Source organism: Sphingomonas sp. SP3 (assembly GCF_058514305.1).
On record NZ_JBZSOE010000001.1, the window covers coordinates 1,919,373 to 1,940,254 of the forward strand.

17 protein-coding genes and 1 tRNA gene are annotated in these 20,882 nt (G+C 64.0%); 8 read left to right on the top strand and 10 right to left on the bottom strand.

Going from position 1 to position 20,882, the window contains the following annotated elements:
* Positions 1-2: 2 nt before the first annotated feature.
* The gene (locus AC4K8G_RS09940; protein WP_491733989.1) at positions 3-494 is read right to left on the bottom strand and encodes a hypothetical protein; all 492 of its coding nucleotides are present in this window, start codon (positions 492-494) and stop codon (positions 3-5) included.
* Between the two features lie 369 nt (positions 495-863).
* Positions 864-939 (bottom strand) — tRNA-Thr (locus tag AC4K8G_RS09945).
* Positions 940-1,097: 158 nt separating this feature from the next.
* Between AC4K8G_RS09945 and AC4K8G_RS09950 the strand changes: the two genes are divergently transcribed.
* From AC4K8G_RS09950 to AC4K8G_RS09960, 3 genes are all read left to right on the top strand, one after another.
* The gene (locus AC4K8G_RS09950; protein WP_491733990.1) at positions 1,098-2,435 is read left to right on the top strand and encodes a hypothetical protein; all 1,338 of its coding nucleotides are present in this window, start codon (positions 1,098-1,100) and stop codon (positions 2,433-2,435) included.
* Between the two features lie 79 nt (positions 2,436-2,514).
* A complete protein-coding gene (locus AC4K8G_RS09955) occupies positions 2,515-7,158 on the top strand; it encodes an NAD-glutamate dehydrogenase (protein WP_491733991.1) in 4,644 nt (1,547 codons plus the stop codon).
* Between the two features lie 19 nt (positions 7,159-7,177).
* On the top strand, positions 7,178-8,023 hold the full coding sequence (locus tag AC4K8G_RS09960; RefSeq protein WP_491734448.1) for an ATP-grasp domain-containing protein: 846 nt from the start codon (positions 7,178-7,180) through the stop codon (positions 8,021-8,023).
* Here AC4K8G_RS09960 and AC4K8G_RS09965 read toward each other — a convergent pair.
* The 5 genes from AC4K8G_RS09965 to AC4K8G_RS09985 are packed head-to-tail and all read right to left on the bottom strand — an operon-like array spanning position 7,997 to position 13,719.
* Positions 7,997-8,236: a ribbon-helix-helix domain-containing protein gene (locus AC4K8G_RS09965; RefSeq protein ID WP_491733992.1), complete on the bottom strand. Its 240-nt coding sequence runs from the start codon at positions 8,234-8,236 to the stop codon at positions 7,997-7,999. The two genes, AC4K8G_RS09960 and AC4K8G_RS09965, sit on opposite strands and share 27 nt — an antisense overlap.
* Positions 8,236-8,958: an acetoacetyl-CoA reductase gene (gene phbB, locus AC4K8G_RS09970; RefSeq protein ID WP_491733993.1), complete on the bottom strand. Its 723-nt coding sequence runs from the start codon at positions 8,956-8,958 to the stop codon at positions 8,236-8,238. Before phbB ends, AC4K8G_RS09965 begins: the two co-directional genes overlap by 1 nt.
* A gap of 26 nt (positions 8,959-8,984) precedes the next feature.
* The gene (gene hemH, locus AC4K8G_RS09975; protein WP_491733994.1) at positions 8,985-9,992 is read right to left on the bottom strand and encodes a ferrochelatase; all 1,008 of its coding nucleotides are present in this window, start codon (positions 9,990-9,992) and stop codon (positions 8,985-8,987) included.
* A complete protein-coding gene (locus AC4K8G_RS09980) occupies positions 9,992-12,061 on the bottom strand; it encodes a molybdopterin cofactor-binding domain-containing protein (RefSeq protein WP_491733995.1) in 2,070 nt (689 codons plus the stop codon). Before AC4K8G_RS09980 ends, hemH begins: the two co-directional genes overlap by 1 nt.
* A complete protein-coding gene (locus AC4K8G_RS09985; RefSeq protein ID WP_491733996.1) occupies positions 12,058-13,719 on the bottom strand; it encodes a class I adenylate-forming enzyme family protein in 1,662 nt (553 codons plus the stop codon). The genes AC4K8G_RS09980 and AC4K8G_RS09985 overlap by 4 nt, the downstream gene beginning before the upstream one ends.
* A 71-nt stretch (positions 13,720-13,790) precedes the next feature.
* Here AC4K8G_RS09985 and lgt point away from each other — a divergent pair, with 71 nt between their 5' ends.
* The 5 genes from lgt to AC4K8G_RS10010 all read left to right on the top strand — a co-directional run bounded on the left by lgt (position 13,791) and on the right by AC4K8G_RS10010 (position 18,280).
* A complete protein-coding gene (lgt, locus tag AC4K8G_RS09990; RefSeq protein ID WP_491733997.1) occupies positions 13,791-14,669 on the top strand; it encodes a prolipoprotein diacylglyceryl transferase in 879 nt (292 codons plus the stop codon).
* Positions 14,670-14,734: 65 nt separating this feature from the next.
* A complete protein-coding gene (locus AC4K8G_RS09995; protein WP_491733998.1) occupies positions 14,735-15,643 on the top strand; it encodes a class I SAM-dependent methyltransferase in 909 nt (302 codons plus the stop codon).
* Positions 15,640-16,146 carry a GNAT family N-acetyltransferase gene (locus tag AC4K8G_RS10000; protein WP_491733999.1) on the top strand — a complete coding sequence of 169 codons (507 nt, stop codon included), beginning with the start codon at positions 15,640-15,642 and terminating at the stop codon, positions 16,144-16,146. The genes AC4K8G_RS09995 and AC4K8G_RS10000 overlap by 4 nt, the downstream gene beginning before the upstream one ends.
* Positions 16,143-16,907 (top strand): peptidoglycan editing factor PgeF, encoded by a 765-nt coding sequence (gene pgeF, locus AC4K8G_RS10005; RefSeq protein WP_491734000.1) that lies wholly within the window; start codon positions 16,143-16,145, stop codon positions 16,905-16,907. Before AC4K8G_RS10000 ends, pgeF begins: the two co-directional genes overlap by 4 nt.
* A 62-nt stretch (positions 16,908-16,969) precedes the next feature.
* A complete protein-coding gene (locus tag AC4K8G_RS10010; RefSeq protein ID WP_491734001.1) occupies positions 16,970-18,280 on the top strand; it encodes a cystathionine gamma-synthase family protein in 1,311 nt (436 codons plus the stop codon).
* On the opposite strand, the gene AC4K8G_RS10015 is transcribed toward AC4K8G_RS10010, so the two are convergent.
* From AC4K8G_RS10015 to AC4K8G_RS10025, 3 genes are read right to left on the bottom strand one after another with little or no spacing between them, the layout of a single operon-like run.
* Positions 18,277-18,948 carry an HAD family hydrolase gene (locus tag AC4K8G_RS10015; RefSeq protein ID WP_491734002.1) on the bottom strand — a complete coding sequence of 224 codons (672 nt, stop codon included), beginning with the start codon at positions 18,946-18,948 and terminating at the stop codon, positions 18,277-18,279. The two genes, AC4K8G_RS10010 and AC4K8G_RS10015, sit on opposite strands and share 4 nt — an antisense overlap.
* A complete protein-coding gene (locus AC4K8G_RS10020) occupies positions 18,945-19,709 on the bottom strand; it encodes an NTP transferase domain-containing protein (RefSeq protein ID WP_491734003.1) in 765 nt (254 codons plus the stop codon). Before AC4K8G_RS10020 ends, AC4K8G_RS10015 begins: the two co-directional genes overlap by 4 nt.
* On the bottom strand, positions 19,706-20,827 hold the full coding sequence (locus tag AC4K8G_RS10025; RefSeq protein ID WP_491734004.1) for a CDP-alcohol phosphatidyltransferase family protein: 1,122 nt from the start codon (positions 20,825-20,827) through the stop codon (positions 19,706-19,708). The genes AC4K8G_RS10020 and AC4K8G_RS10025 overlap by 4 nt, the downstream gene beginning before the upstream one ends.
* Positions 20,828-20,882 lie beyond the last annotated feature (55 nt).

A 20,882-nucleotide genomic window follows, 5' to 3' on the forward strand; every position in this document is an offset into this window, starting at 1 on the left:
CGTTATCTTTCTACGATCATCATCGAAGTGCGACACTCGAGCATGACCTCCATGAGTGGGCGCCCGGAGCTCACAAGCTTCAGTCCAGCAAGAGACACAGGCCTCAGCTCGTCCTTTAGTAGGAACCACATGGACGCATTCGCTGGCTCGATGGCGTTGTAATATTCAGGAACGAGCCCTTTGAGCTTAGCCGGCGGTGTGCCGGTGAACACTTCGGCAATTGGAGCCGAGTCCGCTTTGAACATGTCCCTAGCTCTGGAGACCACGAGAAGATCTGCGTGGCCCCGTTCCGCTGCCGCCTGTATCCATCCTATGATTTGTTGTCGGGCGGCCACTCCAAACTTTGCGAGCAGAACCGAACCATGCTGCTGAACAACCTTATTATGTTCTGCGACAACGGAGACGCGCTTACCCCGAGCTATCTGTAACTCTTCTGCCTGGCGTAGAACGACGCCCAGCTGCTCGGGGGCACTTCTCATGCCCTTCTGATTCATTGTCACCTCCCGCTTGACGAGTTGCGGAAGCTGATGCCCCGTACTTTCCGTATGCGCTAGGCACTCGTCAGCTGAATGCAGAATTTTGAGGCCCTCTAACACGCGATCACCATAGCGTGTTCTTGATCTGTTCGCACCTAAAATTGCCGAGGCTGAAGTAGGGGTTCACCGACGTTCGAACTGCTAGTCTTTGCATGTTCCCTGGCGCACGGTGAGTTCGTTATGCTCAGATGGGCGTCACCCCCAGTGCGAACGGCTCCGAACCGTGACCAAGCCAATTAGCCGTTCCTAAACCCAAACAGCGCCCAAGTGCGGGGATGCGCGTTAGCGCACTTCCAGAAGGTTGGCCGGAGCAGCCTTGTTAAGGGGTGGTGCCGCTTGCGTGACTCGAACACGCGACCCCATCATTACGAATGATGTGCTCTACCGGCTGAGCTAAAGCGGCTTGGCTCTCTTTTCGGAGACGCGCGCCCCCTAACAGCGCCTCGCCGCGTCGGCAAGGGCGAGACGGCGACACCACACTCAACAAACATACTTAACGCTTTAGTAACCGCCCTCAGCCATTTTCCGGTCGATTTGGAGGGAAGTGGGGCCCGCAAACCAATGGATAGTATGCGCAATTTCTCGAGCGACTTCGATCTGCCGTCCGCGGAGGAAGTCCCGCCCGCACAAGACGTTACCGCTGCAATCGGCACCGATGAGCGGCGGATGCACGTCCGCGCCTACAATTATTGGGTTTCCCTGCTGGAAGGCCGCGACTTTCCGTCGATCGAGGATCTTGAACCGGGCGACGTCGAGGATTTTTCGAGTCACAGCGTGCTGCTCGATTTCACCTGCGGCGGCGATAATCCCGCAATCCCCTACATCGGCGCCGAGATCCGGGACGAATGCGCGCTGAATGACGACACCCGCACCATCGCGGATGTCCCTAGCCGGTCGCTGCTCTCCCGCCTTACCGACCACTACATGCAGATCATCGCCAACCGGTCGCCGGTCGGCTTTGAGGCGGAGTTCGAAAATCCGCGCGGCGAGACGATTTGCTACCGCGGCATCCTGATGCCCTTCTCGTCGGACGGGGACACGATCGATTTCATCTACGGCGTGATTAATTGGAAGCACGTCGAAGACAGCACTTGTGAGGCGTCAATTGTGGCCGATCCTGGCTTCAGCCACCCTGCCGAGCCTGCGGTCTACGTTGAGCCAGTCGCCGAAGAAATTGCATTCGAAGAAGAGCAGCCGCTCGAACTCACCGAACTAGTGCCGGTCGAGGCGAATAAGCCCGAGCCTCCGATGGACGCGGAGGATGAGACTTACGTCGAGGACGAGCGCTTCGCAGTTCCAGAGCCGGTGGTTGCCGTGGACTCGGGGCTTGCCGACCGCCTCTGCGCTGCCCGTGAGACTGCCGACGCGGTAAAGGCGGGCGAGGGACGGACCCGCACAGCGCTCTATCAGGCACTGTCGATGGCCTACGATTTCGCGCTCGCTGCTCAAGAAAATCCCGAAGAGTATGCCGAACTGCTCGAAGAATCGGGCGTCAAGGCGCAGGTTCGCGCACCGATGACGCCGATCGTGAAGCTCGTCTTCGGCATCGACTATGACAAGGCGCGACTGACCGAATTCGCCGCTGCCCTCTCATACGCCAAGCGGCAAGAACTCGCCCTCGGGACACTCCACGACTTCATCGAAAAACAGCCGGGCGGCCTCAAGGCGCTTGTAGCCGCCGAGCGGCAGGCCCGCCGGCCGGAGTCGAAGCCTGACACCAAGGGCGACGCGGCTCGCGCGAGCCTCCGCGCTGCGCCGCCAATCTCGCTCGACCAAGTTCCGGCCGAGGAAGAATTCGCCGTCGTCGTCACCCGTCGCGGCGCCGATGGCCGGCACGAACTGGTCGCGATCGTTGAGGACGAAGCGCTGATCGAACGCGCTATCCGCCGCGCTGCCTAACTCCGCGGGGTTGTCCGTCCGGTGAGCGCGGGTCTATAGGCCCGGCCCAGCCCCTCACTCGCTGGAGCCCAATCTCTTCATGACCGCTCACACGCGCCTGGACCCGCCGTTGGTCGAGTCAATTCGTAAGGCGCTGACTGGAAACGCGCTCCCCGGCGAAACCCATGGCTTCACTCGTGAAGCCGAGCGCGATGCCGCCGAGTTCCTCGCCCAAGTCGCCTCTCGCCGCAAACCGGGAGAGGTCGAGATTGCGATCCAGTCGACCGGCGGAGAAGCCGGTCGCCGGCGGATGCGGATCGGAATCGTCAACGACGACATGCCGTTTCTCGTCGATTCGGTCGCCAACGCGGTCGCCGGGCGGCAAATCACCATTCACCGGCTGCTTCACCCGGTCGTGTGCGTCAGCCGCGACGCCAAGGGGGCGCTGGAAGAAGTCGAACTGCGCTGCGACGATAAGAGCCGGCGCGAATCGATGATGTATCTCGAGCTTGACCGCGTCGATGCCCGTGACCGCCAACAGCTAGCGGCCGATCTCAAGCAGGTCCTCGACGATGTCCGGTTGGCGGTGCGCGACTGGCCCAAACTTCAGGGCCGGATGCGCGGTGACGCGAAGGAAATTTCCGACCCGGAAGGCGCCGAGCTGCTCGACTGGTTCGCCAGCGGCGCGATGACCTTGCTCGGCTATCATGTGGAGAAGCCGTACGAGGCCCCGTCCGAGGCGCTGGGCATCTTCAGCATTCCTGGCGCACCGACTGACGAGGGCGGTTGCCTCAACGCCATGCGCTATCTCGAAAATGGCGGCGAAGTCCCCCTGATGGCCAAGGCTGAGCGCAAATCGACGGTCCATCGCCGCGTCCCGCTCGACCTCGTCGTGGTTCCGCTTCGCGAAGGAAATAAGGTCACCGGCATCGGCGTCCACGCCGGCTTGTGGACCAGTGAGGGGCTGCGCGTCCCTCCCGAGGAAGTCCCGGTGCTGCGCAAGCGTCTCCAGCGCCTGGACGAGGACTTTGGGTTCGATCCCAAAGGCCATTCGGGCAAGGCCCTGCGTCACGCGGTTGCATCGCTCCCGCGCGATCTGCTGATCACCATCGACTACCAGTCCATGCGCGCGTTGGTGATGATGGCCATGTCGCTCGCCGATCGGCCGCGACCGGGGCTGCTGCAGGTTCGCAGCCTGCTGAAAGGCCAGCTGTTCAGTTTCGTCTGGTTGCCGCGCGAAGAGCTGACGACCACCCGCCGCACGGCAATCGCGAAGCTCCTGGAGAAGGCGGTCGGCCGAGAGGTCACAAGCTGGTCAGTCGAGCTCGGCGACGGCGATCTCGCGCTCATTCGCTACACCCAATATATCGACGAGGACGCCCCGCTTCCCGATGCCGAAGCGCTCGACACTGCGGTAGTCGAGATGGTTCGCGGCTGGGCTCCGGCGGTCGAAGCGGAACTCATCGCTGCTGCCGGCCCGGCACTCGCGACCCGACTTGCTCTGACCTACCTGCACTCTTTCACCGACACTTACCGCTCGCGCACAGCGCCCGAGGAGGGCGCCGCCGATATCCTGCGGCTGAGCGGCCTCACCAGCGATGCAGACCGCAGCGTCCGGATTTCGCGCCGCGATGGGGATCCGGGCCGTCAGCTGCGGCTCAAGACCTATCGTCGAGGCGGCCTCATCGCTTTGTCCGACGTCGTACCGGTGCTGGAGAATTTCGGCTTCCGCGTGCTCGAGGAGCGCCCGAGCGCGCTCGCCGACGGGCTTGGCTACCTGCACGATTTCACCGTCGAGGTGGGCGCCGAAGCCGATATCGACGCGATGCTTGCGAGGGTTCGCGACATCGAGCGGGCCATTTCCAACGTGATGTGCGGCGTGTCCGAGGACGACGAGTTCAACCAACTCGTCCTCTATGCAGCGCTTGATACTCAGGCGGTGGTGTGGCTGCGGGCTTGGTTCCGCTATCTGCGCCAGACGGGTAGCAGCTTTGGCCTCATCACCATTGTCGACGCATTGCGCCGTGCGCCGAACGCCACGCGCGCGCTCATCGGGCTGTTTGTCGCGGCGCACGACCCGGCGGCCAAGGGTCGCGACGCCCAGGTCGCGAAATATGGCGAGCAACTGGATTCATCGCTCGCCAAGGTCCGGTCGATCGACGACGACCGCATCCTTCGTCGCCTTCGTGCGCTGGTCGAAGCGATCGTTCGCACCAACGCATTCGCTCCGGCTGCGGAAGAAGCGCTTGCGTTCAAGATCAACAGCAGCCTGGTTCCGGGTCTTCCGCGCCCTGTGCCGTGGCGCGAAATCTGGGTCTACAGCCCGCGCGTCGAGGGCATCCACCTACGCGGCGGTCCGGTTGCCCGCGGCGGCCTTCGCTGGTCCGATCGCCGCGACGACTTCCGCACGGAAATCCTCGGGTTGATGAAGGCGCAGCTGGTCAAGAATGCAGTGATCGTTCCGACCGGCGCGAAGGGCGGCTTCTATCCCAAGCAATTGCCGCCGATGACCAATCGCGACGCGTGGCTGGCGGAAGGGACCGAAAGCTATCGCATCTTCATCCGGTCGCTGCTTTCGGTCACTGACAACCTCGTCAACGACAAGGTCGTCCACCCCGAAAAGGTGGTGATCCACGACGGCGATGATCCCTATTTCGTCGTCGCCGCGGACAAGGGCACCGCGACCTTTTCTGACATCGCCAATGAGATAGCTTTGTCGCGCAACTTCTGGCTCGGTGATGCCTTCGCGAGTGGCGGATCCAACGGCTACGATCACAAGGCGATGGGGATCACCGCCAAGGGCGCGTGGATCTCCGTCCAGCGCCACTTCCTCGAAATGGGTATCGACGTTCAGTCCGACCCGGTCACGGTTGCGGGCTGCGGCGACATGTCGGGCGACGTGTTCGGCAATGGAATGCTGCTGTCGAAGTCGATCCGGCTCCTTGCCGCGTTCGACCACCGCCACATCTTCATCGATCCCGATCCGATCAACGCCGAGGCGAGCTGGAAAGAACGCCAGCGCTTGTTCGACCTGCCGCGCTCGAGCTGGGACGATTACGACCGCAAGCTCATTTCGAAGGGTGGCGGGGTGTTTCCGCGTACCGAGAAGTCCATTCCCCTGAGCGCCGAGGCGCAGCGCGCTCTCGGTATCCAGGCGAAATCTGTCGATCCCGCGACGCTCATCAACGCAATCCTGAAGGCGCCGGTCGACCTCATGTGGTTCGGCGGGATCGGCACCTATGTGAAGTCATCCGCGCAAAGCAACGCGGACGTGGGCGACACCGCGAACGACGCGCTTCGAGCGAACGCCGACGAGCTTCGCGCAAAGGTGATCGGCGAAGGCGCGAACCTCGGCATCACCCAGGCGGCGCGGATCGAGTTCGCCGAGCATGGCGGGCGAATCAACACCGACTTCATCGACAACAGTGCGGGCGTCGACTGCTCGGATAACGAAGTGAACATCAAGATCCCGCTCAATCGCGAGATGCGCGAAGGGCGGCTATCGTTCGAAAAGCGCAACAGCCTGCTCGCAAAGATGACCGACGAGGTCGCCGATCTCGTGCTCGAGGACAACCGGCTACAGAGCCTTGCCCTCTCGATCGCCGAGGCCGGCGGTTCGCAAGCGCTTCCGGGCCAGGTTCGTACCATCGAATTGCTCGAGGCATCGGGCCGGCTCGACCGCAAGGTCGAAGGCCTTGAATCGAGCGATGAGCTCATTCGGCGCGGGCAGGACAATCGCGGCCTCACGCGGCCCGAGCTTGCCGTGGTGCTCTCCATCTCCAAGCTCGTGCTTCAGGATGCCGCTGAAGACTTGAAGCTTTCCGAAGACGCAATCGTCCTTCCGCAGCTGTTCGACGCGTTCCCGAAACCGATGCGCAAAGCCCACGCGGACGCGATCCGGGCCCACCGGCTGCGCAACGAGATCATCGCCACCAAGGTCGCAAACCGGCTCGTGAACCGGCTCGGGCCGGGCGCTGCGTTCGACCTTACCGAGGAAGAAGGCGCGTCGCTCCAGCAGGTCGTGGCGGCCTTCCTTGTCGCCGAACGGTTGCTCGATCTCGATCGGCTTTGGGAGCAGATCGAAAAGGACAATCTGCCCGAAACGGTGCGCATCGAATTGTTCTCGATAGCCGCGTCCAGCATTCGCGCCCATCTGTCCGACATCCTTCGCTCCGCCGGCGGGGAAACCAGCGTGCAGGACCTCTGCGCTTTGCTTGAGCCAGGCGTTCGCAAGATTTCGGTTGCAGCGGCGAAGCTGATCCGTTCGGAAGTGAAGAACGAGGCGGCCGCGAGACGCGACCGCTTGATCGCGCTCGGTGCGAGCGAGGATATCGTTCGTGGTCTGGTGCGGCTGTACGAGCTCGACGGCGTGTTCGGCATCGCCGCGCTTGCGGCGCGCCGCAAGGTAGACGAACTCGTGGTCACGCGCGCCTACACGCGGCTCGGCGAAGCCCTCGGCCTCGACTGGGCGCAGCAGCAGGTCGCGCGCTTCGTCCCTTCCGATCAGTGGGAGCGGCTGCTCACCGCAGGCCTCGCACGCGATTTCGAGCAGCTGAGGATCGATTTCTTGTCGCGTAATCGCGCTGCGGAGCTCGACACTGCGGTCGACGGCTGGATCGAGCGTCAGCAGGCCCGCATCGATCAGTTCCGGCAGTTGATCGCGCGTGCGCGCACCGAAGGCCATGTCAGCGCGCCGATGCTGGCCCAGATCGCGGGACAGGCCCGCATCCTTCTCGGACGCTAGCCCTCTGCGCCTCGCGTTCCTGGTCCCACCGCCGGACTATCACCTCGACTGGGGCTGGACTTTCGACCCGCAGGCCGGCGCACTCCGGAAAATGGGGGCAACGGTCGAACCAGTGGATTGGACGTCCGACGCCGACTTCGCGGCCTATGATATGGTGCTCCCGCTCATCGCCTGGGGTTACCACCAGCACTTCGCCAAGTGGCAGTCTGTGCTCGACCGGTTTGAGAGCGAGGATGTTCGGGTAACCAACCCGGTGCCGGTGCTGCGCTGGAATGGTGATAAGTCCTACCTTGCCGAGCTTCACGCCAAAAGCGTCGCGACCGTGCCTTCGATCGCGGTCGAATCACTCGACGAGGTCGCGCTCGAGGCCGCTCGTGGCGCGTTCGGCGGTGGCGAACTGGTGGTGAAGCCGCTAGTGTCGGCGAGCGCCTACGGCACCTTCCGCATCGCGCCCGGCGATCCGCTTCCCGAGAAGATTCGCGGCTGGCGAATGCTGGTCCAGCCCTGGCTCAAGGATATCGTCAACAGTGGCGAATATTCGCTCATCTTCTTCGGTGGCGAGTTCAGTCACTCGGTGAGCAAGGTTCCCCGCCCCGGGGAGTTTCGGGTGCAGCCCGAATATGGCGGAATCATCGGTCCGTGCGATCCGCCACCCGGCTCACTGGATTTGGGCAAGGCCGCGCTTGCCGCCGCTCCCGCGGCGACGACCTATGCGCGCGTCGACATCGTCGTCGGCAACGACGGCCGCCTGCAGGTCATCGAGCTCGAGCTGATCGAGCCAGCTTTGTTCATGACGGACGCGCCCGATTCTGGTCCGCGTTTCGCTCGGGCGGTGCTGTCAGCCGCCGAGGCCGCCCGAAAATAGCCATTGGCGGATCGCCGACGTGAGGTTCGGCGGCCGGTCACAATCCAGCCGGGCAACGTCGATTTCCGCGACCAACGCATTGATGGGCACGCCCCGCGCCCGCGCAGCCGTCTCCAGCGCTTTCCAGAACACAGGTTCAAGGCTGATCGACGTTTGGTGACCGGCGATCAGTACCGATCGCTTTTGCGGCGGTGCGTAAGCGGCGCCCGCCATCAGTACATGTGCTGGCCGCCGTTGATCGACAGCGTGGACCCGGTGACGAAGCCCGCATTCTCGTCGACGAGGAAGGCGACACCGCGCGCAATCTCGCTTGCCTGGCCGAGCCGGCCGACTGGGATCCGGGCGACGATCTTGCCCAGCACCTCTTCCGGCACCGCTGCCACCATGTCCGTGTCGATGTATCCGGGCGCGATCGCATTCACGGTCACGTTGTTGCGCGCACCTTCCTGGGCCAGCGCCTTGGTGAAGCCATGGATACCGGACTTGGCAGCGGCATAATTGACCTGGCCATATTGGCCCGCCTGGCCGTTGATCGACCCGATATTGACGATCCGGCCGTACCCACGGCCCTGCATGCCTTCGAACACCGCTTTCGCCATGTTGAAGCAGCCGCCGAGGTTCGTATCCATCACCTCCTGCCACTTCTGGTGGTCCATCCGCTTCATCGTGGTGTCGCGGGTGATGCCGGCATTGTTGACGAGCACATCGACCGGGCCGAGGTCGCCTTCGACCTTCTTCACACCGTCCTGGCACGCGTCGAAATCCGCGACGTCCCACTTGTACGCCGGGATTCCGGTGCGCTCCGTGAACTCCTTGGCGCGCTGCTCATTGCCTGCGTAATTGGCGGCAACGGTCATGCCCATGTCTTTAAGTGCGACGCTGATCGCTTCGCCGATACCGCGCGTGCCGCCGGTGACAATAGCCACTCGAGCCATGTTCCTCTCCTCTCAAACGATCGCGCTTATGATTGCTCCAGCCAGCCTGCAAGTTCCTGCGCTATCAGGCGTTCCAGCATCGCGATGCTTTCGCGGCTGTCATTGAGGCAATCGAGCAACGCGAATTGCTTGCCGCCAGCGCGCTCGAACGTCTCCCGGCCGCGAATGCCGAGTTCCTCGAGCGTCTCCAGGCAGTCGGCCGAAAAGCCGGGCGCTGCAACGGCAACGCGCGTGATTCCCGCGCCCGGGTAACCGGCGAGCGTTGCATCGGTCGCGGGCTCCAGCCACTTGGCGCGCCCGAAGCGCGATTGGAACGACACATCCGTGTCGATTTTGAGCGCTTCCGAAACCAGCCGCGCCGTTTTGCGGCAATGGCAATGATAGGGATCGCCGAGTTCGAGCGTCCGCTGGGGCATTCCGTGGAAGCTCAGCAGCAGTTTCTCCGGCTTGAATTTCAGGGCCTTGATTTGGCGTTCAAGGCTGTCGCGTAACGCCGAAATATAAAACGGGTGGTCGTAATAAGGCGGAAGCACGCGAAGCGCGGGCTGGACGCGCATTCGCGCAAGCACGCCGAACACCGCATCGTTGGCGGTGGCCGTCGTCGCCGCGCAATATTGCGGATAGAGCGGTGCAGCGAGGATCCGCGCGCAGCCCGCGTCGACCATTCGATTGATCGCCTCGGCAATGCCGGGGTTTCCGTAACGCATCGCGTAATCGACCATCGCTCGGCCCTTGAACCGTGCAGAAAGCGCATGCGCCTGTCGTTTCGCGATTACCGCCAGTGGCGAGCCTTCGTTGGTCCAGATCTGGTTATAGGCTTCCGCCGAACGGCGCGGCCGGACCCGAAGGATGATTCCGTGCAGGATCGGCTTCCACGCGATCGCGGGGATTTCGACGACCCGCGGATCGCTGAGAAATTCGGCAAGATAGCGGCGCACTGCGCGCGCCTCCGGCGCGTCGGGGGTGCCGAGGTTGATGAGCAAAACGCCGATCTTCGGCTGCGGCGTGCTCGGATGATCAGCGGGTCGGGCCATCACGCCGACATAGGATCGAACGGCAGCGAGCGCATCCGTTTGCCACTCCCGGCGAAAATGGCGTTCGCAACCGCGGGCGCGAGCACCGTCGCCGCGAGCCCACTGATGCCCCCCGGCGCTTCGCTGCTGGGGATGATCTCGACGACCACGTCGGGAACCTCACCGATCCGCGGCAAACCAAGACTGCCGAGCGGGCGGGCGCGAGGCATCCCGGATACCCATTCGGGCGCGGGGATGGTCGCTTGCGCCAACGCCCAGATCAGCCCGCTCTCGATCTGCTGCACCACAAGGCCCGAATTGATGACCCGGCCGCAGTCGACGGCGGCAACGATGCGATGGACTTTTACTTTCTGGTCCTCGCCGATGCTCGCGCTTGCCACCAGCGCGATGTGCGAGCCGAAAGCCGACACACCGGCGATCCCCATGGTGCTGCCAGCTCCTCCGCCATCCCATTGCGCGAGGCGCGAGGCGCCTTGAAGGCAGCGGGCGAGGCGGCCGTTGCCGCCGAGCATGGACATTCGAAACGCCAGCGGCTCGGCCCCGGCGGCGTGCGCCAACTCGTGGACAAAGCTTTCGGTGAAGAAACTGAACTCGCGTTGCGGCGAACCGCGCATGTATCCCGCCTCGAACGGGACCGTTACCTGAACCGCTTCGACGGCGACGTCGGGGATCGAATAAGGCGGGACTGACCCGTCGAGGTCTAACTGGCCGAGCTTGGTTGGAGCCTTCTTTCGTTCGACTGCCGCAAGTGCGCTGCCGACACCGCCACCTGACGCGACGCGCATCTTCCAGGCTGCGGTGATTCCTCCGGCGCCCGGTAGCGCCATCATTCGTGCGAGCACGCCGCCGGAAGGATGGTCGTGGTTCTGATTGCCCGATTGCGACAGCACGACCTGCACCGGGCGGCCCATTGTCCGCGCGAGTTGTTCGGCGATGCCGGCCGCATCGGCTTCGAGCGCGCGCCCGGCGGGTTCGCCTGGCGGCATCGGGAAGCTGATCGCGCCCCCCGGGGCCAAGGTCGCTGCCCAAACTTCTTTCGCCCGACCGGCGGTGGCGGACATGGGCTCGAGCCCCAGATGCATCGCGGGCGCCGCATAATAGGTCGCTGCGAGTGGCCGGGATCCCCTAACCATGCGGTCGTAATCGCCGCGCGAGAACCAACTGTCGGCGCTTCCGTTGGCCAGCGCGTCCTCGAACAGCGGACGCACATCGGGCAGGCCTTGCTCTCCGCTGAAGACCGGGTTCGCGGCCTTCAGCGCGCGCTCCGCTGACCACCATGTATCGCCGACGACCGCGATCCATGCGTCGCGCGCCGCGACATGCCGGACACCGTGCGCGGCCGCGAGGGATTCCCTTGAATAGTTGCGCAGTCGGCCATTGGGCGGCGCCATCCGGACGGCCGCGAACAGCATGTTTGGAAGCCGGACGTCGCCAGAAAACCGCCAGCTCCCATCGGTCTTGGCGGGACCGTCGAGCCGCGCCAGCGGTTGCCCGATCAACCGCCCTTTTGCCGCATTGCGCAGCGGCGCGTTGCGCGGCGGGCTACGGTCCGCCGCCTCCTCGGCGAGCTCGCCGAACGTGAAGGTGCGTGCGCCGTTGATGACGAAGCCATCCGCAGTCTCGCACTCGGCAGGCGATATGTTCCAGCGGTCCGCGGCGGCGCCGACCAGCATCGCCCGGGCGACCGCCGCGGCGTGGCGCAGCGGCTGCTCGAACGCGCGGACGGAGGTTGAATTGGCCGTGATCCGCATATTGCCGTCCCCGAGCAGGGGATTCGCATATGCGTCAGTCAGCGGCGCCGGTTCGACAGCGACCGTCTCCCACGCTGCGCCAAGCTCGTCCGCGACGATTTGCGGCAGCGCGGTCCAAATCCCCTGGCCCGTTTCGACCTGGGGGACGGCGACGGTGACGCGGCCATCGCGGGCGATCTTGATGAAATTGCCAAAGGCGTCTTCGCCTTTTGCGAGCGCAAGGTCGGAATGGGCGCGGCGCGGCCACAGCGCGAACGCGACGACCAGGCCAACGCCCGCGCCGCCACCGATCAGGACGGTGCGACGGTCGACCTTCAATGTGCGTACTGCGCCTTGAGCGCCCGGCGATCGATCTTGCCCGTGCCCAGCCGCGGCAGCGGCTCGCTGCTGAAGAAGAAGCGCTGCGGGATTTTGAACTTCGCGAGCTTGCCGTCGAGGAACGCGCGGAGGTCGTCCTCACCAAGCTCGGCGCCATTCTTGAGGTGGACCACCGCGACCGGCACTTCGCCCAGCCGCTCATCGGGCGCGCCGAATACGGACACTTCGGCGATCGACGGGCAGGCGTAGCATTCGGCTTCGACCTCGGCCGCGGAGATGTTCTCGCCGCCGCGAATGATGATTTCCTTCTTGCGGTCGACGATGAACAGATAGCCGTCCTGGTCCAGATAGCCGATGTCGCCGGTGCGCACGAAGCCGTCGGCCGTGAACAACGCCTCGGTCGCCTTGGCGTCCCCCCAATAGCATTTAATGTTGGCCGCGGTCCGGATGCCGATCTCGCCCAAGCGCGAGGTCGTCATTGGCTGCCCCTCGTCGTCCAGGATCGCGACCTCGACCAGCGGCCTCGAAGCCCGTCCGGTCGATGCCGGCTTGGCGGCATAGCTGCTCCAGAAGTTGATGCAGCCGACCGCGTTGGTCTCGGTCAAACCGTAGCCCAGCGCCGGTTGCGCGTTCGGGAATTCCTCCCTCAGTCGCTCGACATGGCTGACAGGCCGCGGCGCGCCGCCGGCGGTGATGTCCTTCAAGGACGTCAGGTCGTATTTGCCGCGGTCGGGATGGTTCATGAGCTCGAGGCTCATGGTCGGCACGCCGACGAAGTATGTAATCTTCTCGGCCTCGATCAGGCGCAGCGCTTCGCCCGCATCCCATTTGGGCATCAGCACCATGCAGCGGCCGATGACGAAGCTATTGAGCATCACCGGCACCTCGCCGGTGACGTGGAAAAGTGGCACGCCGACTAACGTCCGTGCTTGGGCCGTCGGTGCTCGCCCCTCCTCTGTCAGGATGCCGAGCAGGGTGATGAGCCCGATCGAATAGGCGTAAGTGCCGGTCGTCACTGCGCGATGGGTCGATAGCGCGCCCTTCGACAGGTTGGTCGATCCCGAAGTAAATAGGATCGTGGCGTCGTCATCGGGCTCGATCGCCGGCAGTGGCGGGCCGTCATCGGCTATAATCTCCGCCAGCGCCTGCTCGACCGGCAGTTCGATCGGTACGGACAATATGTCGCGTCCGGCGCACCGCTCGGACATCTTCTCCGCGCGGCGGGGATCGGTGATGACCAGCTTCGGGTCGGTCATCAGGATCGCATGTTCCATCTCATGCGCTTCCCACCACCCGTTGAGCAAGGTCGCGACCCCGCCGGCCTTGAGAATGCCCATGTAGCTGACGATCCACGACGCGCAGTTGCGCATCGCGATGCCGACCCGGTCGCCCTTGGCGATCCCCCGCGCCGCAAGGCCAAATGCAACCTTCTCGGAGATCCGGTCGAGATCGGCGAAGCTCAATCGCTCGTCGCCGGCAACCACCGCCTCTCTGTCGGCGTTCAGCGCGCAGAAGGCGTGGAAAAATTCAGGAAGGGTTGCAGGGAAGTTGGTGACGATCGCTCGACCATGCTCATCGGCACCGACGGCCAGCCGCCCGCCCGGGCCGGTTACCTCGGCCAGGATGCGATCAAACTGCCGGTCTAGCTCGTTCGGCATTCGCTCGTCGGGCTTCCTTTGCCTTTGCGCCTGCCCGCCTTATGAGGCTCCGATCATTCAGGGGGAAGTCCTTGCAAGCCGCTGACAACGCACAGTTCACCAAGTTCACCGATCTCGGTCTGTCCCCAGTGGCGCTGCACATCGGACCGTTTGACCTCAGATGGTATAGCCTTGCCTACCTTGCCGGCATTTTCATCGGCTATTGGTACCTGCTGAAATTGCTGAAGCAGCCCGGCGCTCCGCTCGCCCGCCGCCACGCCGACGATCTCGTCTTCTATGCCGCGCTAGGCATCATCCTCGGCGGTCGCATCGGCTACGTGCTGTTCTACAACCTCGCCGAATATATCCGCCACCCGATCGAGATCCTCAAATTGTGGGACGGCGGCATGTCGTTCCACGGCGGCGTGATCGGGACCTCGCTCGGCATCATCTATTTCGCGCGGAAAGAGAAATTGTCGTGGCTTCGGATTCACGATTATGTCGCTTGCTGCGTGCCGTTCGGCCTGTTCTTTGGAAGGCTGGCCAATTTCGTGAACCAGGAGCTGTGGGGCGCGGTGACTCACGTTCCTTGGGCCGTTCGCTTCGTGGAAGTGACGCCTTACGGACCGATTCTCGGTCAGCCTCGCCACCCCAGCCAGATTTACGAGGCAATCCTCGAAGGTCTCGTGCTGTTCGCGATCCTCGCCTGGATGTTCTGGAGAACCAAGGCCCGCTACGAGCCGGGCAGGCTCGTCGGCGCTTTCCTGTTCTTCTACGGCCTGTTCCGCTTCGGCGTGGAGTTCATCCGCGAACCGGACAGCCAGCTTGTCGGCTTCGTCCAGGCGACTGGCCTGCACATGGGCCAGTGGCTCTCGCTGCCGATGGTCTTGGGCGGGCTGTACCTAATGCTGACCGCCGCCAAGCGCCGCGTTAGGGTCGAGCCTGTGGCGGGCACGGAGAGCGTCGCCTGACACCGCTGGAGCGCGCGCTTCGCGAACGCATCCAATCGGAAGGGCCGATCGGCGTCGAGGCCTATATGGAGGCCTGCAACCAATATTATTACGCGACCCGCGACCCCTTGGGCGCTGGCGGGGATTTCACGACCGCACCCGAGATCAGCCAGTTGTTCGGAGAGCTGATTGGCGCTGCGCTCGCGGATGTTTGGGTGCGGGCGGGAAGCCCGCCGGATGCGTTTTATGCGGAACTTGGTCCCGGACGCGGGACTCTCGCCGACGACGTACTTCGCGTGCTTCGTCGCGCCGGTTTCGCGGGTGAGGTCCACCTCGTCGAAACGAGCCCGGTCCTGCGTACCGCGCAGAAAGAATTGCTGTCCGACCCGCAATGGCATGATGCGGTGGATAGTCTGCCGAACCGCCCGATGCTGTTGGTCGCGAATGAGTTTTTCGATGCCCTGCCGATCCGTCAGCATGTCGGCGCGATGGAGCGGCGGGTGATTGCTGCCGGCGGAGGCCTCGCTTTCGACAGGGACGGCGAGATTGTCGAAACTTCGCCCGTCCGGGATCAAGTAGCGGCGGAGCTTGGACGGCGGCTCCACACGCATGGCGGTGTCGCGTTGGTCATCGATTATGGCCACGCGAAAAGCGCGCCCGGAGACACGCTCCAGGCGGTGCGCGGCCATCGTTTTGCGCATGTGCTTGCCAACGCGGGCGAGCAGGACCTGACCAGCCATGTCGACTTCGAATCGATCGGCAATGCAACGGCTGATGCTGGCGCAGCGGTGACCCCGGTTGCGACCCAGGGAGAATGGCTCAATCTTCTCGGCATCGGCGCTAGGGCAGCGGCGCTTACCGCCGCTAACCCCGACCGGGCGGAGGAGCTCGCAGCCGCGGTTCAGCGACTGACAGGCAAGGCGGAGATGGGCGAGCTGTTCAAGGTCGTCGCGTTTCACGCACCGGACTGGCCGCAACCAGCGGGATTCGAATGAGCGTCGCTTATCGCGGTGCCGACGAAGGTGACGCGGTGGCGCTACACGAGCTATTCACGCGCATCTTCTGCGACACCTTCGCGCACCTCTATCGTCCTGAAGACCTGGCCGCATTTCTCGCCGAATTCACCATCGGGTTGTGGGCGGACCAGCTGCGTGACCAGGACTATGCATTTCAGGTGGCGGAGAGCGATGGCGAGCTCGTCGGCTTCGCCAAGCTCGGGCCGTTGAAGGTTTCCGTCGACGATCCGGCGGGAGTCATGCTGCACCAGCTCTATGTGGACGGAGCGTTCCACGGCGCCGGCATCGGCAACGTGTTGATGGACTGGGTCGTAGAGGAAGCGCGGCGCCGCGATGCGCCCGCGCTCTATCTGACTGTCTTCACCGATAATCATCGCGCGCGGCGCTTCTACGAACGATATGGATTCGAGCCGGCCGGGCGCTACGAATTCATGGTCGGCAGCCAAGCCGATGAGGACGTCATCATGAAGAAGCTGCTGTGAGTAGCGTCGAGGTCAATCGGGCGATCTGTCTCGGCGACCTTCCGCACGGCTTTCTCGGACGCCGCGGCGGAGTCTCGACCGGCGAGCTTGAAGGGCTGAATGTCGGTTACGGCAGCAACGACGACCGCGCAGCGATCGATGAAAATCGCCGGCGGGCGATCGATGCGGTCAAAAGCGGCGCGGAGCTCGCGACGGTTCACCAGGTCCATTCCGCCGAAGCGGTGAGGGTCGAACATCCCTGGCCCCACGCCGAACGGCCCCATGCCGACGCGATGGTCACCGACCGGCCCGGCGTCTTGCTTGGCATACTGACCGCGGATTGTGCGCCGGTGCTGTTCGCCGACGCGGAAGCGGGCGTGATCGGCGCCGCGCATGCTGGCTGGCGCGGCGCGCTGGCTGGCGTGACCGACGCGACCATTGCCGCGATGGAGCGGTTCGGCGCCCGGCGCGATCACATCCATGCGGCGGTCGGGCCATGCATTGCGCAGCCCTCCTATGAAGTCGACGAGAGCTTTCGCGACCGCTTCATCGCCGGCGATGCCGACAATGAGCGGTTCTTCGACGAGGGGCCGGCCGGCAAACCGCACTTCAACCTTGAGGATTATGTCGTCCACCGGCTGATCGCGGCTGGTGTCGGCGAAATCGAAGCGTTGAACCTCGACACCTATGCGGATCCGGGCCGTTTCTACAGCTTTCGCCGGGCAACTCATCGCGGCGAAGCCGATTATGGGCGACAAGCCAGCCTTATAGGGCTCCCCTGAACTTCGGCTTGAGCCGCGTTTCGCAACAGCCTAGCCCTACGCCGATCAAGGAGACCTCTCTCGTGCCTACCGAACCGGAAGCCGGCGGCGTTCAGTCGCAACATCGCTCGCCCCGCCCATCACCGACCAGCATCGGCAATCACAAGCTGAAGCCGCAGACCCTGATGCTCGGCTATGGGTTTGACCCGGAGCTCAGCGAAGGCTCGCTGAAGCCGCCGATCTTCCTCACCTCAACCTTCGCGTTCGAAACTGCGGCCGCCGGCAAGCGCTTCTTCGAAGGCGTGACCGGCAAGCGGCCGGGCGGTGCTGAAGGGCTGATCTATTCGCGCTTCAATGGCCCCAACCAGGAGATTCTCGAGGACCGGCTCGCCGTATGGGAAGACGCCGATGATGCGCTTGCTTTCTCGAGCGGCATGGCGGCGATCGCGACCCTGCTCCTGACCTTCGTCCGCCCCGGCGACTGCGTGGTCCACTCGGGCCCGCTTTATGCGGCGACCGAGACCCTGATCGCCAAGATCCTCGGCCAGTTTGGCGTGTCGTGGATCGACTTTCCGTCCGGCGCGACCCGTGAAGAGATCGACGCCGTGATTGCCAAGGGCAAGGAAAAAGGCAGGGTCAGCCTGATCTATCTCGAAAGCCCTGCGAACCCGACCAATGCCCTGGTCGATGTCGAGGCCGTCGCGGCTGCTCGCGATACAGCATTTGCCGAGGGCGAACGCCCCCCGATCGCAATCGACAACACCTTCCTCGGCCCGCTGTGGGCGAAGCCGCTCAGTCACGGTGCTGACCTCTCGGTCTATAGCCTGACCAAATATGTCGGTGGACACAGCGATCTCGTCGCCGGCGCGCTCGTCGGTGAGAAGAATCTGATCAACCAGATTCGCATGCTGCGAAACACGATCGGTACGATCTGCGATCCGAACACGGCGTGGATGCTGTTGCGCAGCCTTGAAACGCTCGAGCTTCGCATGGACCGCGCGGGCCAGAACGCGGTCAAGGTGTGCGATTTCCTGCGCGATCATCCGAAGGTCGAGAAGATCAATTATCTCGGCTTTCTCGAGCCGGGCTCCCGCCAGGCCGACATTTTCGACCGTCACTGCACCGGCGCCGGTTCGACCTTCTCGCTCTACGTGAAGGGCGGAGAGAAAGAGGCGTTCGCCTTCCTCGACAATCTCAAGATCGCGAACTTGGCGGTCAGCCTTGGCGGCACGGAGACGCTCGCCAGCGCGCCCGCTGCTATGACTCATTTGTCGGTGCCGGAAGAGCGCAAGAAGCTGCTCGATATCACCGATAATCTGGTGCGGATTTCAATCGGCTGCGAGGATCCGGACGATCTCATCGCGGACTTCGCCAACGCGCTGAACGCAGTCTAGCCCCAGTCCTCGATCGTCCAGCCGCGCTGCGCGGCGAGCCGGCGGAGCTTGCCGTGCGGATTCACCGCGACCGGTTCGTCCGACCACTCGAACGCCGGCTGGTCGGACACATGGTCGGAATAGAAGCGGACGTGCCCTCGCGCGCCCTTGAGGCCTGACTTGTCGACCCAGTCGGCGATCATCCGGAGCTTGGCTGGCCCGTAGCAATTTTCGCCTGCGATCTTGGCGTGAACCCGCTCGTCGAGGCCGATAATCGATCCCGTGCCGATCACGTCGTCGAAGCCGAGACGCTTGGCGATCGCATCGGCGTAGAGGCGGTATGACGCGGTCGCGAGCACCAGCCGCCGGCCCTCTGCCTTGTCGCGGACTATGGCCTTACATGCGCCGGGTCGGATGTTCGTCGCGACCTGCCGTTCGGCGAAGCCATCGACTAGGGGCTGGAGATGGCGCGGATGGATCCTCGATCCGAGAAGCAGGTGGTGATTGATCTCTTTCAGCCGCGCCCGGTCGATCAGCCTCGTCGCGTAGGCCAGCATCGATAGTGCCACGAGCGGCAGGAACAGCAGGCGCCATGGCGCTCGTCTGATCGCGCAGTGCAGCAGGAACGGTGTGTAGGTGGCACGGCGCGTGACCGTCCGGTCCATGTCGTAGACGGCAAGATCGCTCATGCCTCGCCCCTGAGGATACTCTCGGCGAGCGCATGATCCTCGGTCTTGTCGACGTCGACGCCTGCGAGGGGATTGGAGAGGCGAACAGCGTTCACCGACAATCCGAGCCGGCCGCTAAGGCTCGCCAGGATCTCGTCGAGACTGATGAGCCGAAGCGCGGCCAGCATCAGCGTGGTGGGGCCGAGCAAAGAGATGATCCGCCACGCCTTCTTCCGGTCCTGCTCGACCGAGCGCCAGAGATCGATCGCGGGCGCCACAGCTGGCGATCGCAGCGCGAACAGGTTGGCGCCGGTGTAAACCCCGCCGCGGAATTTCAGCCAAGTCCGCCTCGTCTGGGGCAGGCGCCGCATGAGGTTTGCCCGCTCGACCACACCGAGTGCAACATCCGCTCCGGCTGTTTCGCGGCAGAACTCGTCGACCGTCGCAGCGTCGAGCAAGGCATGGTCCGCGGTCGTCACCAGTAACGGCCATTGGACGCTCGCGTCATTGCATAGCGCCAGCATCGTCTCCGCGATCGTGCCCAGCGACTGCCGGCTCGTGACCCGCGACTCTTCCGGCAGCGCTGCCCCAATCCGCTCCGGCGCCTGGCTCAGTACGATGATTTGCCCGACGCTTGGGCTCTCGATCAGCGCCTTTACCGGCCGTGTGACCATCGGCCGGCCATCGACCGGGATCAGCGCCTTCAAATCGGTGCCGAAGCTTTCCGCGAAGGCGTCGCGTCCGGGCCGCGACCCGGCGAGCACGATCGCGGTGAAGCTCACGCTTCCAGCCAGGAGGTGATCTTCCGTCCGCGTGCCGCCTGCTCGCTTGCCTGCGCGAGCCTGACCGCATGGAAAATCAGGCTGACGATCGTCCAAAGCGCCACCAGCACAAGGCCGGTATCGGGCCGCTGGACGAGGAGCGCGGCGACCAGGATCACCATGTTCGGGTTGCGCCGCGCGGTGATCAGCCGGAACTGGCTGTCGATCGGCTTCCATACGTGGATGTGCATGCCGCCGAACCGCCGCATGAAAATGCCCTCGATGATCCGCTGTGCGACATATCCGCCGACGATCGCCCACAGCACCATCGTGGCATAGACCGGCTCGAGCGGTCGCCCGAAGGCCGCCAGCCCATGCTCCCACGCCCACCACCAGAACGGCGGATGGATCAGGTCGATGCCATGGTCGAAGACATTGCCCCATTTGGACGATGCGCCGGTGCAGCGCGCGAGCTTTCCGTCGACGGTGTCGAGCACCATGAAGATAAAGCTCGACAGCACGCCCCACCAATATTCGCCGCGCCAGAACAGGAAGAAGGCGAGCACGCAAAGCAAAGCGCCAACCATCGTCACCATATTGGGCGTCAGGCCAGCCCGCGCCGCCCAGCGCGTCAGGTAGAAGGCGGGCCTACGCCACAGGTACAGCGTCAGGACGTCGGTCACGCCCTTGTATGAGGCGTCATAGGCCGCGCGCTCGACCGGTTCGGGGTCGGCCGGGTCCAAGGGCAGCACGAACGGCCGGTCGCGCTTGCGCAATTCGGCGTAGTTCAACTCAGCCGTTTCTGAGGCGAGCACCTCATAGCCTTCGAGCGCTTTCCCGCTATCGAGAGCCGCCGCCACGGGCGTTCGATCTTCGCCGGCGGGCACATGGGCCATTACCGGCTTGCCGCCGAACGTCAGGACTGTCCGCGGCCGGTTGCGCATGGCTTTCAGCCATGCCGGATCCCAGGCGTAGGCCATGCTCGATAAGAGCGCTGATCGCGTCAGGTCCGCCTCATCGCCGCAATCGAACCCGGCGTTCGTCGCCAGGCGGCATGCACGGTCGCGCGAATCCATCCCAAATGGCCGCGCAGGGTTCGTTCCAACCGGTACGAATTTCAGGCGCGTTTCGTCGTTCATGAACTCGCGCATAAAGCTGGGTGGCGGGGCAGGGAAGGCCGGTTAACTTTCTGGC

Coding starts and splice junctions, on each gene's coding strand:
- AC4K8G_RS09940 (WP_491733989.1), bottom strand. CDS start 494: ATGAATCAGAAGGGCATGAGAAGTGCCCCCGAGCAGCTGGGCGTCGTT.
- AC4K8G_RS09950 (WP_491733990.1), top strand. CDS start 1,098: ATGGATAGTATGCGCAATTTCTCGAGCGACTTCGATCTGCCGTCCGCG.
- AC4K8G_RS09955 (WP_491733991.1), top strand. CDS start 2,515: ATGACCGCTCACACGCGCCTGGACCCGCCGTTGGTCGAGTCAATTCGT.
- AC4K8G_RS09965 (WP_491733992.1), bottom strand. CDS start 8,236: ATGGCGGGCGCCGCTTACGCACCGCCGCAAAAGCGATCGGTACTGATC.
- phbB (WP_491733993.1), bottom strand. CDS start 8,958: ATGGCTCGAGTGGCTATTGTCACCGGCGGCACGCGCGGTATCGGCGAA.
- hemH (WP_491733994.1), bottom strand. CDS start 9,992: ATGGCCCGACCCGCTGATCATCCGAGCACGCCGCAGCCGAAGATCGGC.
- AC4K8G_RS09985 (WP_491733996.1), bottom strand. CDS start 13,719: ATGCCGAACGAGCTAGACCGGCAGTTTGATCGCATCCTGGCCGAGGTA.
- AC4K8G_RS09995 (WP_491733998.1), top strand. CDS start 14,735: ATGGAGGCCTGCAACCAATATTATTACGCGACCCGCGACCCCTTGGGC.
- AC4K8G_RS10000 (WP_491733999.1), top strand. CDS start 15,640: ATGAGCGTCGCTTATCGCGGTGCCGACGAAGGTGACGCGGTGGCGCTA.
- AC4K8G_RS10015 (WP_491734002.1), bottom strand. CDS start 18,948: ATGAGCGATCTTGCCGTCTACGACATGGACCGGACGGTCACGCGCCGT.
- AC4K8G_RS10025 (WP_491734004.1), bottom strand. CDS start 20,827: ATGAACGACGAAACGCGCCTGAAATTCGTACCGGTTGGAACGAACCCT.